The organism is Bacillus sp. L_1B0_5 (assembly GCF_000836715.1).
Classification (GTDB): Bacteria; Bacillota; Bacilli; order Bacillales; family Bacillaceae_G; genus Bacillus_A; species Bacillus_A thuringiensis_S.
Genome location: NZ_JXIS01000035.1, coordinates 94,700 through 108,071, shown reverse-complemented (window position 1 = coordinate 108,071; position 13,372 = coordinate 94,700). Strand labels below are relative to the sequence as shown.

Below are 13,372 nucleotides of genomic sequence, written 5' to 3'. Positions count from 1 at the left end.
CCCCTAAAGGGTTTCCCAACACTCTGAAAAAAAGAACGTGATCCAATCACGTTCTTTTTTCATTATATGTTCATCTTTTCCTTTAGTTGTACTCCTGTAACAGATTCTAATACATCCATCGATTCTCCAAATGTCATATCAAAAATTGTATTGTCCTCTATGTATGGAAACTGTCTGAAACGCTTTTCTAACACCTTCACAGCATCTGATGTAAAGTTTGCACTATCAATGCCAAATTCTGTTTCAAGAAGAACGATCCAATCTAACACATGAAAACCTAATCCATTGACGAATGCAATAAGTTTTTCTTCTGGGTTTGAAGATAAGAATACTTGGCGTTCCATCTCACTAAAAAGTTCTTCTCCTAAGATTTCAGCTAACTCATCATCATGTTCACGTTCAACAAGTTCTTCGTAGCCGTAATCATCCACAAGCTCTTCTACTTCTTCACTATCCTGACACAGCAATTGACTAAGAAGTGCCTCTTTCTTAAATTCACTATTTTGTACGACTTCTAAAAAGCTCGTTTCCCATCCATTTTCTAATTTCATATTATGTACTCCTTTATATACGTTTCTTATCATCACTGTACCCAAAAGATCACTTTTATAACCTTTTAGGTAGTTACTATTATTTCACATGATTCATAACATAAGATGCAAACTCCGCTACATCTCCTTCAAAAATATTTATTTCTGGCAAGTGATAGAACGTTTTTTGGAGCGGGTTTCCTGCATGATATACATATATCGTTTTCTCTAGTGCAATCGCCATTCCAAACTCTGTATGGCTCCCGTTTCCGCCATCTAATATAAGTAAAAACACATCCGCTTCTTTTACAGCATTTTTTTCTGCCTGACCAATTTCTCTTAATTGTTCTTGATTCACTGCTCTTTCGTTTTTGGTCCAATCATATGTATGGTGCCATCCTGCATGTTTCAGTTCATTTGCTACGGAACATACAAGATGTTTATTTTGGAAACCTGAGGCGATATAAAAATTCATTTATATACACTCCTTCATTATGTATCGGGAAACTCCTTTTTAGCGTTATTTGTTATAGCTATAATAAAGAACAACTTCAAAAAAAAATCCCCATCTTTAAAACTTATTTGCGTTTAAATGATGGGATGCTTCATGGTCTTCTTTTATTTTTTGTTTTTTATAACTTTCATCAGCTAACATTTCTAGTTCAGCTGTTATCTCTGATTTTTCAAGCTCTCTTTCTTGCGAAAATTTCCTTGAAATATAAACAATAACACTACCAACGTACAACACAAAGCATATAATAAGTGCAGTATTTTCATAGAGACTTAGCTCCAACACAGTCACTCCTAATCCATTCGTATTTTCACGCTTCATTAATTGGAATTTCCCTATTAACCCATTTGTTATCCCGCTATTTGAGGGCAGTAAAACCCCCTCCTCAAATTCCAGTGAAAGCAAAGAAGTTAGATGGAGGATGCCCCCAACTGATTAAAGTTTCACTTTATTGTAACATAAAAATATCAATTCTTGGAATCTTTCACCCTACTAAAAGAGGCATGATTGTTTCATCATGCCTCTGAAATATTTTGAATGATTGTTTTAATTGCTTCTTTTCCATTATATTTTTTTAGTGCTGTTTTATACTTCTCATTATTTTGATTCAATTCTTCAACATACTTTATAAGAGATTTTACAGTTACATCTTCTTCATATAATACGGAGGCATACCCTTGCCTTTCAAAGGACTCTGCATTTAATATTTGATCTCCACGGCTTGCAAATTTCGATAATGGAATTAAAACCATCGGCTTTTGTAATGTTAAAAATTCAAAAATTGCGTTGGAGCCCGCGCGTGAAATAACAAAATCTGTTACCGCTAATATATCTGGCAGTTCTCCATGTACATATTCAAATTGTCTATATCCTTCTTTATTTTGTAAACTTTCATCAAGGTTACCTTTTCCGCAAAGGTGAACAATTTGATACTTTTTAAGAAGTTCTGGTAATGCTTCTCGAGCCGTATCATTAATTTTTTTCGCGCCCAAGCTACCTCCCATAATCGTAATAACTGGCTTTTTACGTGAAAAACCTAAAAACGCTAAACCTGTTTCTCGATTTCCCTTCAGCACTTCTTCACGTACAGGAGATCCCGTATATATTACTTTTTCTTTCGGTAAATGTTTCGCTGCTTCTTCAAATGTAACAAATATTTTCGAAGCAAAACGAAGCGCAATTTTATTTGCTAGTCCTGGCGTCATATCAGATTCATGTAATAAAACTGGTACTCTATTTAGCCATCCTCCAATTACGACTGGTACAGATACGAAACCGCCTTTTGAAAAAATCACATCTGGTTTTAGTTTTCGAATCCTTACATACGCATCCATAACACCGATACGATAAACTTAACTAAATCTATACAATTCAATCAAATTTACACGAGTTAATGCTTCATCGTGTTCTCGCAGCCCCAAAGGGACGAGGGGTATAACACTCCACACGAGGCAGTATCGTTACCTCCTATTATCAAGCATTTATTTTACCCATCTTGATAAATTTATCGCAGCATTTACATCCCTATCGTGATAGCTATTGCATGAAGCACAACGCCATTCACGAATCTTTAAACTCCACTGTCCTTCTGGTTGAAATGAATGGTCGTATTTAACGCCGCAACATGAGCAAATCTTGCTTGAAGCGAACCATTTATCAGCTTTTACATACGCAATGCCGTACTTCTCGCACTTGTATGACAAACATTGAAAGAAGAAGTTTAATTTTTGAAATGAAAATGCTTTCGATAGTTTTTTGTTTTTTAACAGGTTTGAAATAGATAAGTCTTCCACAACAATCCTCATTGGTTTGGTTTTCACCAATTTAGCTGTTGCTTGATGGATATGGTTATTTCGGATATTCATAATTTTCCTAGATAACCGCAGGTGCTCAGCTTTCGCTTTTTCATATCCAGCAGATTGAATTTTCACACCTTTTTTAAATCTCCTAGACATATCTCTTTGCGCTGACTTTTTCCTTTTCAAAAGTTTTTTAACCTTGGCATCTTTGTTTATATTTCGTTCTTTCGTACCATTAGAAGCTACAAAAAGCTCTTTTAAACCAACATCCACACCAATCGACTCATCGGTTAATTCTTGTGATTCAAAGTCTTCTTGGAACCCTACACTCATCCACCAGTGACGACCGTCAAAGGTAACTCTTGGATTGGATGGTTTTTTATTTCTTGGTAGTTGTTGGCTTGTTTTCACTTCTCCAATAGACTGAATATGAACTACTTTCTTTCCTATAACCAGTCTTTCATAATTGGCATAAAATCCTTGGATTAAATCTTTTTTGGATTTATAAGAAGTGTGATAACCATTTTTGTACTTTTTGAACGAATGTTTTCTCGCCGTATCAAAATCTTTTGAAGCCTGTTTGGGAACTTGTGCGTTGATGTCATTTAACCACTCATATCTCTTTCGCTTCTTGATCTTTGTAAATCGTTTCTGTAAAGCTAACTGTGAAACAGATTTTCCAAATAGCTTATAATACCTATCACTCATTCTTTTACAATAGTTATAAGCGAATCTTGCAGCACCAGCATGGTTTCTAAGCACTTTTTCTTGTTCAGGCGTTGGAATCAGTCTGACTTTCTTCGCTAATATCATCAGAATGTAACTCCTTTAATGAAAGATTTGTTCTTCTGAATCGTAGCGTGTTCCACCAGCATTCTCGTAAGACTACTCGGATGCAAACCTGTTAATTCTGATACTTGACTAACTCGTGAAAATTTCATTATTATTCTTACCTCATTGAACCCACAATAGCACATGTGTTCGATATATTCAATGAGGTTTGATAGATTTAATTAAATGTATCTCGTTCAACTAAGGGCGCAATTCCTTAGCCAGTTCTCTTATGAACTTCTCATGTTTTCACATGAGCGCAGACTATATGTTTATCTCTTTAGAGATAGAGGATTTTTCCATCACCATAGGCTTGTGATGTACTCTCGTCAGTTATACGAGATAGTCGTTGAACGTTCATCTTATCGCTTTTGACTTAGATGATTCGAGGCGGAAGACCCATTGTTCTAGTGTTTAGGATTTAACCTTGCACGATCTGATTGATTTTTTCTGCTTTCGCAACATTCACGCTCGCCATTTCTAGCCACGTTGTAGTTCAATCAGCTTTAGGGATTGCCCGCAGTTAACCCTCACTACTAGCCAATCACTTGACTAGCAGGGCTTACTGATATATTTAATTAACTTTCGTTATAATTGGTTAAATAAATCGTAACAGTTAGTTACCCTTCATTACAAGAAAAGGATCTTTTATATTTTTCAAATCAAAATAACGACGTAGCTTTCCACTCGAAATACTATAGTAGGGAATGCCTTCCTTTTCTATAATCGTTTTCTCAATACCTTGATGAGAACCAATGTAAGAGATATCCCAGTTGTCTTCTTGTAAATATGGGATAATGGCTAAATTAGGTGTTACATGTCCTGCCGAACCGCCACCTGTAAAGACTATTTTCTTCATACGTCTCCCCCTTCTAGACTATAATACACTAAAATATCTTGCCTCAGGGTGAGAAAATACCATAGCCGTTACGGACGCTTCTGGCTCCATCATGAATCCTTCTGTTAATGAAATACCTATTTCCTCTGGATGAATTAAGCGAAATAGCTTTTCTTGATCTGCAAGTTCTGGACACGCCGGATAACCAAATGACACGCGTATTCCTCTATATTTCGTACGGAAACGTTCTTCCATCGTCAGTTCAGGTGAGTCTGGAATGCCCCAGCGGTCACGAATGAGCATATGTGTTTTTTCAGCAAGTCCTTCTGCTAATTCAAGCGCTAACGATTGAATGGCATGACTACGTAAGTAATCACCTTTCGCCTTCCACTCTTCAGCAATGTCCCGAACTCCTTCCCCAACCGTAACAGATAAGAAAGCAACATAGTCCATCTCATCTCCAATTGGGCGCAAATAATCGCCTAAAGTACGATAGGGAGCCTTTCCTTGTCTAGGGAATGTGAAACGCTCTATAACACGCGTATGATCTTCTGGATCATATATTACAATGTTTTGTCCGTCGCTTTGCGCTGGGAAAAATTGATACACTGCTTTCGGCTTTAACCAAGATTGTCCTTCCTGCAATAATTCATCTATTAAATCATTTAATTCATGTGCTCTCTTATCCCCCTCTTTCAAAAGCTTCTTCACATTTCCTTTTAATCCAAGGTGATGCCCAAGTAACATTTGTCTATTTAAAAATGGAGCGAGATGAAGAGCCGGAATATCGCGTAATACAATTCGTTTTGTTGAATCAGGCACCATAACCTCAGCCTTCGGTAATGGCTCAATTACTGCTGGAATTTCTACTTGCTTCTCCTCTTTTTTTACGATATGAAGATGACGTTCTTTTTTATCCTGTTTCATCTTCTCACGCTCTTCTTCTTTTTGAAGCTTATTAATAATATCGAGCCCCGTCATCGCATCACTCGCATAACAAACGAGCCCTTTATATGATGGTGAAATCCGATTATCTGTAAACTTTCTCGTTAACGCTGCACCACCTACAACAATGGGCACATCAATATTTGCTGCTTTTAAATCTTCAGCAGTCGTTACCATTTGTTGCGCTGATTTTACTAATAAACCTGAAAGGCCTATAATGTCAGGCTTCTTTTCTTGTACTTCTTGAACAATTCGATCCGAACGAACATTGATTCCTAAATTAATAATCTCATATCCGTTATTCGATAAAATAATTTCAACGAGGTTTTTCCCAATATCATGTACGTCACCTTTAACAGTTGCTAATAATACTTTCCCTTTTTTTGCACTATCGCTAGATTCCATATGTGGCTCTAAATAACTTACAGCAGCTTTCATACTTTCGGCACTTTGCAATACTTCTGCAACAATAAGTTCATTATTATTAAATAGTCGTCCTACCTCGTCCATCCCTGTCATAAGCGGACCGTTAATAATATCAAGAGGTTTTCTTCCTTCTTCAAGTGCAAGACTTAAATCCTCGTGTAATCCTTGTTTCGTACCTTCTACAATATAATTTGCTAGTCGTTCATCAAGCGTTAACGTTTCTTGCACAACGACATCTTTCTTTTTAGCGACTCGGTAAAAGTTTGTAAATTCTTCTAACGTCTCTTTCGTCGTTTCAAACAGTAATGCATCTGCAAGTTGTTTTTCTTCCTCTGGAATTGACGCATAGCGTTCTAATTTTTCCGTATTAACAATCGCGTAATCTAATCCAGCCTTCGTAGCATGATATAAAAAGACGGAATTCAATACTTCACGTCCAGCTGGTGGTAAACCAAATGATATGTTACTTACACCTAAAATCGTTAAACACTCTGGTAACGCTTCTTTAATAAGGCGAATCCCCTCTATAGTCGCTGCCGCTGAACCGATATATTCTTCATCACCTGTCCCTACTGGAAACACAAGTGCATCAAAAATAATATCTGACGGGCGTATCCCATATTTCGTCGTTAATAATTCGTAACTTCTTTTTGCAATTTCTAATTTTCTTTCAGCACTTACTGCCATACCATCTTCATCGATTGTACCAACTACAATTGCAGCACCATACTTACGAAGAAGCGGTGTTACCTTTTCAAAACGCTCTTCTCCATCTTCTAAATTAATAGAGTTGATAACAGCTTTTCCTTGAATATAAGTAAGTGCTCTTGCCATAACATTTTCATCCGTTGAATCAATCATAATCGGTACTTTTAACACTTTCGTAACTTCTGTCAAAAATTTCTCCATATCTTCTATTTCATCACGATCAGGATCTGCCATACAAATATCAATAATATGAGCATTTTTCTTCACTTGCGCTCTTGCCACTTCAGCAGCCTCTTCAAATTTCCCTTCTGCTACTAATCGTTTAAATTTACGTGAACCAATAACATTCGTTCTTTCACCTACAAATAACGGTCTCATAGACTCATCGTATTGCAGTGCCTCTAATCCACTAATTCCATGTCCTTCTCTCTCATGATGGTCACGAGGCTTAAGAGATGCTAGCGCTCCCTTCATTGCTCTTATATGTTCTGGTGTTGTGCCACAACAACCACCGATAATATTAACCCATCCTTCTTCAGCAAATCGCTTCACCTTTTCAGCAAGAGAAGATGGAGACTCATGGTAATGTCCATCTTCATCAGGAAGACCTGCATTTGGATAACAAGAAATGTAACACTCCGATAAATCAGATAGTGAACGAATATGATCCCTCATAAACTCCGGACCAGTCGCACAATTTAACCCAACAGATAATGGTTTCATATGTTCTACTGATAAATAAAAAGCTTCAATTGTTTGCCCAGCCAGAGTCGTTCCCATTGGCTCAATCGTTCCTGAAATCATAATAGGAACCGTTTTTTTCAGTTCTTCAAAAGCAGCTTGAATTCCAATATAAGCTGCTTTCACGTTACGCATATCTTGACTCGTCTCAACGAGTAATACATCAACTTCTCCTTTTAATAATCCTCGTGCCTGCCTTGTATAAGCCTCAATCAATTCTTCAAAAGTCACACCACCAGTAACACTAATTGCTTTCGTTGTTGGTCCCATCGCTCCCGCAACATATACTTCCTTACCGCTTTCTTTAACAGCTTGCTTCGCCAAAAGTGCTGCCTTTTCATTTAGTTCTTCATCTAAATGAGACAGCTCATAATCACTTAGTACAATATTCGTTGCTCCAAATGTATTTGTTTCAATAATATCCGCTCCAGCTTCAATATAAGCTTTATGAATCTTTAAAATAACGTCTGGTCTTGTTTCTACTAAATATTCATTACAGCCCTCGTACTCTTCTCCTCCGAAATCTTCAGCAGTTAAATCCTCTTGCTGAATCATTGTTCCCATTGCACCATCTAATATTAAAATGCTATTTTGTAATTTTTCTTCTATACACTTCATCAATTAATACCTTCTTTCACTTCTTGCTTTTCTCTTACATATTTAACAAGATGTTCTGTAATTTCATATTTTAAAAATGGTGTAATAAGATAAATACCATTAAAATATTTCATCGCTGCGTCGATCAATTCTTGCGAAATGCGAATCCCTTCCTCAATTACTGCCTCTTTCGTTTCGTGTCCATCCATTCTCTCTCTTATTTCTTCAGGAAGAGTAATACCCGGTACCTCAAAATGAAGAAAATCTGCATTCCGCTTACTTACTAACGGCATAATTCCAATAAAAATAGGTTGTTCCAAATGCTTTGTCGCTTCATACACTTCTTCAATTAAGGCGATATCGTAAATTGGCTGAGTTAAAAAATATTCCGCTCCAGCATCTATTTTTCGTTCCATTCGCTTAACCGCTGCTTTTAAGTGCCTCACGTGAGGATTAAATGCGCCGCCTACAGAAAACCTTGTCGCCGGTCCAATTGATTTCCCTAAAATTGAACGTCCATCGTTCATTTCTTTAATCATTTTAATGAGCTCAATAGAGGACAAATCGTATACAGAAGTTGCACCGGGAAAATCACCAACGCGCGCTGGATCACCAGTCAAAGCTAACACTTCTTCCATCCCTAACGCCGATAAACCTAACAAATGAGATTGTAGTCCAATGACGTTATGATCTCTACACGTTAAATGTGTCAATACCGGGATATCATGCTTCGTTAATAACGCACCCATCGCCATATTAGAAATACGAGGCGATGCTAATGAATTATCTGCTAGAGTAATAGCATCTGCTCCCGCTCTTTTTAACGCTCTTGCTCCTTCAAAAAAACGCTGTGTATCTAACGTTTTCGGTGGATCTAATTCCACTACAACTGTCGTTTGTTTTTTCGCTTTCTCTGCTAGAGTGACGTGAGCCTTCGAACGTTTCTCATGCGTATGAACGACTTTCGGCCTTTGAATAGTGTCTTTTTCTATTACAGGTGTAACATTCGCAACAGCGCGCTTCATACTTTGAATATGTTCTGGAGTCGTACCACAACAACCACCTAATAACCGAATACCTTGCTCAATAAATCTCGGTGTCATCGCCTCAAAATAAGCTGGGCTTCCCTCATATACGTAACGTCCCTCCACATAATTCGGGAGACCTGCATTTGGGTATGCTGATAAATAGCCATTTTGCGGAATCGATATCATTTTGAAAGCCTCCGTCATATGAAGCGGCCCTAGTTGACAATTCAATCCAACAACATTTGCACCGTAATCTATAAGTTGCTTTAATATTTCATTGACATCATTTCCATTTTGAGTCGTACCTGCTTCATGTAACGCTAATTGAGCAACAATTGGAATGTTCGTTTGCTTACGCAATACTTTAACGGCATGCAGTAATTCAAATTCATCGTAAAAGGTTTCTAATAGTAATCCATCAACTTGTTCTTCTAGTAAAGCCCCTGCCTGTTCAAGTAGCATAAACTCCCTTTCCATATCAGTCGTTGTAACGGCTCCGATATGTTTCATACCACCAATTGTTCCTAAAATTGCATTTCTGTCCGTAACAGATGCTTTCGCCAGCTTTACTGCCGCTCTATTAATTTCTGTAACTTGATTTTCTAAGCCATACATACGTAATTTCGCCTCATTTGCTCCATACGTATTCGTTTGAATTACATCTGCTCCAGCAGCTACATATTGTTTATGAATCGATATAATTAAGTCTGGATCAGATACATTCAATTCTTCAAAGCTACTTTGCAAACCATGTGAATGCAATAACGTCCCAACCGCACCATCACCTATTACAATTCCTTTTGATAATAAATCTAGTAACTTCACGAATCTCCCTCATTTCTATCAATATAAAAACCCCCTCTTCACTTTGAAGAGGGGGACATAATCGTTCCTCCTCTTATTATGCAAAACATTCGTTTTGCAGGTATTAGCACCGTTTCAAACATTTCGTTTGAAGGTTGCCGGGTTTCACAGGGCCTTTCCCTCCACCGCTCTCAATAAGAGTTGTCTTTATTATTTTATTTATGTAGCTAAAAGGAAATGCGTTCCCCTTTTAACAATGTTTGTTAATTTTTTAATAAATTTAGCATGCACAAAAGTAAAAGTCAATGACACTTGCGGAAAAATAAAAATTATTTAAAATAGAGTTGCAATTCAATTATCTTTTGTTGTAAAGTTAAAAACATAATAAAAATTTCATACGAACATTCTTATCTAGAGAGGTAGAGGGACTGGCCCTGTGACGCCTCAGCAACCATTAACATTTTGTTAATAAGGTGCTAATTCCAGCAAATTGTGAAAGATTTGACAGATGAGAAGAAGACTCTATTCAAACCGAAAGCCTTCTTCTTAGAAGGCTTTTTTTATTTTATATTCAGTTAATGTTTCAATTTAAAAAGGAGGAATTTTCACATGTCAACAATCGAAACAAAGCTAGCACAAATCGGCAATCGCAGTGAAACTACAACAGGAACGGTTAATCCACCAGTTTATTTCTCAACCGCTTATCGTCACGAAGGAATTGGTAAATCTACTGGCTTTGACTATTCACGAACTGGCAATCCAACTCGCGGTCTTTTAGAACAGGCGATCGCAGACTTAGAATATGGCGAACAAGGTTATGCCTGTAGTTCAGGGATGGCAGCTGTTCTCCTCGTCCTTTCTCTATTCCGCTCTGGAGACGAACTTATTGTATCTGAAGATTTATACGGGGGAACGTATCGATTATTTTCTGAACATGAAAAAAAGTGGAATGTTCGATGTAGATACGTAAATACACAGTCTATTAAACAAATTGAGCAAGCTATCACAACTGAAACGAAGGCTATTTTCATAGAAACTCCAACTAATCCATTAATGCAAGTTACTGATATTGCTGCTGTCGCAACTGTAGCGAAAAAGCACGGACTACTTCTTATTGTAGACAACACATTCTACACACCTTATATACAGCAACCATTAACAGAAGGTGCCGACATTGTACTTCATAGCGCAACGAAATATTTAGGGGGGCATAACGATGTACTAAGCGGACTTGTCGTTGCAAAAGGAAAGGAACTTTGTGAGGAAATCGCCCATTATCATAATGCATCAGGTGCGGTCTTAAGCCCATTTGACTCATGGTTATTAATTCGCGGTATGAAAACGTTAGCGCTTCGCATGAGACAACATGAAGAAAATGCGAAAGCAGTTGTTGCGTATTTAAATGATGAAGACGGGGTGACAGATGTATTTTATCCAGGAAGAGGCGGCATGATTTCATTCCGCCTTAAAGATGAAGCTTGGATCAATCCATTCTTACAATCTTTATCCTTAATTACATTTGCCGAAAGTCTCGGTGGTGTAGAAAGTTTAATGACTTATCCAGCAACGCAGACACATGCTGATATTCCTGAAGAAATTAGAACAGCAAACGGTGTATGTAATCGTCTTCTTCGATTCTCCGTTGGCATTGAAAATAGTAACGATTTAATTCAAGACTTAAAGCAAGCCATTAAACTCGTAAAAGAAGGTGTAAGAATATGAGTTATTCTATAGATACACTCTTACTACACAACCAATATAAACATGACTCACAAACAGGCGCTGTGAACGTTCCTATTTATAACACATCAACTTTTCACCAGTTTGATGTAGATACGTTCGGAAAATATGACTATAGCAGGTCAGGAAATCCAACTCGTGAAGCTCTTGAAGATATCATCGCTTTATTAGAGGGCGGCACAAAGGGGTTCGCCTTTGCATCAGGCATTGCAGCGATTTCCACTGCATTTCTTCTTCTTTCACAAGGGGATCACGTTCTCATTTCAGAAGATGTATACGGAGGCACTTACCGAGTGATAACTGAAGTACTCTCCCGTTACGGTGTTTCACATACATTTGTTGATATGACCAATTTAGAAGAAATAAAACAAAACATTAAACCAAATACAAAGCTCTTTTATGTAGAAACACCTTCTAACCCACTTTTAAAAGTGACAGATATTCGCGAGGTTTCTAAACTCGCAAAATCTATTGGCGCTCTTACTTTTGTTGATAATACATTTTTGACACCACTATTCCAAAAACCACTTGAACTTGGAGCTGATGTCGTTCTTCATAGTGCTACAAAATTTATTGCTGGTCATAGTGATGTTACTGCCGGATTAGCAGTCGTAAAAGATGCAGAACTCGCTCAAAAGCTTGGATTTTTACAAAATGCATTCGGTGCTATTTTAGGGCCTCACGATTGTTCTCTCGTACTTCGCGGTCTAAAAACATTGCATGTACGCCTCGAGCATTCAGCTAAAAATGCCAATAAAATTGCACATTATTTACAAGAGCACGTTAAAGTACAAAATGTCTATTATCCGGGATTACAAACACATCTCGGATTTGATATTCAACAATCTCAAGCGACATCAGCTGGAGCAGTCTTATCATTTACTTTGCAATCAGAAGATGCACTCCGCCAATTTTTATCAAAAGTAAAATTACCTGTTTTTGCAGTTAGTTTAGGAGCTGTCGAGTCAATTCTTTCCTATCCAGCTAAAATGTCACATGCAGCACTGTCGCAAGAAGCTCGTGATGAAAGAGGAATCTCTAATTCATTACTTCGGTTATCAGTTGGTCTCGAAAATGTTGACGATTTAATATCCGATTTTGAAAATGCCCTTTCTTATGTAGAAGAACCTGTAAATGCATAGAGAAAAAAGAAGATATGAGAATAGGTTTTCATATCTTCTTTTTATGCGATTTAGTTATATTCATTTGAATTTTTTCTTTTCTTATAGTCAAAAAAATAAAAGTATATCATCTATTTCTAAATAATGGATTAATTGATATATTAAGAAATAAAAAGGGGTAAAAATAATGGATACTTGTGCAGATATTTTAATCGTTATCGATTTACAAAATGGCGTATGTTATGGCGGAGAGCATTTATTTGATTTACAGAACTTACTAACAAAAGTAAATAAAAGAATTTCTTCATACAGAAAATTAAATAAACCAATCCTTTTTGTTCAACATTGTGATGATGATTTAGTACCCGAGAAAGAACTTTGGGCTATTCATACCATTCTAGATGTTCAAGAACAAGATTTTTTTGTAAGAAAAACACATGCAAATTCATTTTATAAAACAAACTTAAAAGAAATTTTAGATCAATTATCTGTAAAGCGCATTGAATTTTGTGGTGCCCAAACAGAGTACTGTATGGATGCTACGATTAAGTTTGCCCACGGACTAGGATACGAAAACTTTATGGTACAGAAAACAACCTCTACGTTGAATAATCCTTTTATGTCCGCAAAAGAGACAATTGATTTTTACGAGAACATATGGAATACCAGATTTTTAACGTTGCTAAAAGATGAATTTTAGAATAAATGACTAATGACTTGATTACCCTAAGATTTATCAGCCGTAATCAAATA

10 protein-coding genes, 2 pseudogenes and 2 riboswitches are annotated in these 13,372 nt (G+C 36.9%); of the genes and pseudogenes, 3 read left to right on the top strand and 9 right to left on the bottom strand.

Annotated features, from left to right (window positions below; all coding sequences use genetic code 11):
* Window positions 1-62 precede the first annotated feature (62 nt).
* The 9 genes and pseudogenes from RT27_RS12050 to RT27_RS12015 all read right to left on the bottom strand — a co-directional run bounded on the left by RT27_RS12050 (window position 63) and on the right by RT27_RS12015 (window position 9,779).
* The gene (locus RT27_RS12050; RefSeq protein WP_029443299.1) at window positions 63-551 is read right to left on the bottom strand and encodes a hypothetical protein; all 489 of its coding nucleotides are present in this window, start codon (window positions 549-551) and stop codon (window positions 63-65) included.
* A gap of 79 nt (window positions 552-630) precedes the next feature.
* Entirely contained in the window at window positions 631-1,005 is a 375-nt protein-coding gene (locus RT27_RS12045; RefSeq protein WP_043936283.1) for a nucleoside 2-deoxyribosyltransferase, read from the bottom strand.
* A 96-nt stretch (window positions 1,006-1,101) separates the two neighbouring features.
* Window positions 1,102-1,362, bottom strand: a complete 261-nt coding sequence (locus RT27_RS12040; RefSeq protein ID WP_000817964.1) for a DUF3966 domain-containing protein — start codon at window positions 1,360-1,362, stop codon at window positions 1,102-1,104.
* A 194-nt stretch (window positions 1,363-1,556) separates the two neighbouring features.
* A pseudogene (locus RT27_RS12035) lies at window positions 1,557-2,381 on the bottom strand (undecaprenyldiphospho-muramoylpentapeptide beta-N-acetylglucosaminyltransferase); the annotation flags it as partial.
* 141 nt (window positions 2,382-2,522) lie between these two features.
* Complete coding sequence (locus tag RT27_RS12030) at window positions 2,523-3,653, bottom strand: RNA-guided endonuclease TnpB family protein (RefSeq protein WP_043936281.1); 1,131 nt, start codon at window positions 3,651-3,653, stop codon at window positions 2,523-2,525.
* A complete protein-coding gene (locus RT27_RS36105; RefSeq protein ID WP_000672787.1) occupies window positions 3,653-3,781 on the bottom strand; it encodes a hypothetical protein in 129 nt (42 codons plus the stop codon). Before RT27_RS36105 ends, RT27_RS12030 begins: the two co-directional genes overlap by 1 nt.
* A 512-nt stretch (window positions 3,782-4,293) precedes the next feature.
* Window positions 4,294-4,530: pseudogene (locus RT27_RS12025) on the bottom strand (glycosyltransferase); the annotation flags it as partial.
* 18 nt (window positions 4,531-4,548) lie between these two features.
* Window positions 4,549-7,947, bottom strand: a complete 3,399-nt coding sequence (gene metH / locus RT27_RS12020) for a methionine synthase (RefSeq protein ID WP_043936277.1) — start codon at window positions 7,945-7,947, stop codon at window positions 4,549-4,551.
* Complete coding sequence (locus RT27_RS12015; RefSeq protein ID WP_043936275.1) at window positions 7,947-9,779, bottom strand: bifunctional homocysteine S-methyltransferase/methylenetetrahydrofolate reductase; 1,833 nt, start codon at window positions 9,777-9,779, stop codon at window positions 7,947-7,949. The genes metH and RT27_RS12015 overlap by 1 nt, the downstream gene beginning before the upstream one ends.
* Before the next feature lie 70 nt (window positions 9,780-9,849).
* Window positions 9,850-9,959: riboswitch (SAM riboswitch) on the bottom strand.
* A 203-nt stretch (window positions 9,960-10,162) separates the two neighbouring features.
* A riboswitch (SAM riboswitch) is annotated at window positions 10,163-10,273 on the top strand.
* Between the two features lie 94 nt (window positions 10,274-10,367).
* On the opposite strand from RT27_RS12015, the gene metI reads away from it, so the two are divergent.
* From metI to RT27_RS12000, 3 genes are all read left to right on the top strand, one after another.
* On the top strand, window positions 10,368-11,480 hold the full coding sequence (gene metI / locus RT27_RS12010; RefSeq protein ID WP_043936273.1) for a cystathionine gamma-synthase/O-acetylhomoserine thiolyase: 1,113 nt from the start codon (window positions 10,368-10,370) through the stop codon (window positions 11,478-11,480).
* Window positions 11,477-12,640, top strand: coding sequence for a cystathionine beta-lyase (gene metC, locus RT27_RS12005; RefSeq protein WP_016080280.1), 1,164 nt, complete (start codon window positions 11,477-11,479; stop codon window positions 12,638-12,640). The genes metI and metC overlap by 4 nt, the downstream gene beginning before the upstream one ends.
* 166 nt (window positions 12,641-12,806) lie before the next feature.
* Complete coding sequence (locus tag RT27_RS12000; RefSeq protein ID WP_043936271.1) at window positions 12,807-13,319, top strand: cysteine hydrolase family protein; 513 nt, start codon at window positions 12,807-12,809, stop codon at window positions 13,317-13,319.
* Window positions 13,320-13,372 lie beyond the last annotated feature (53 nt).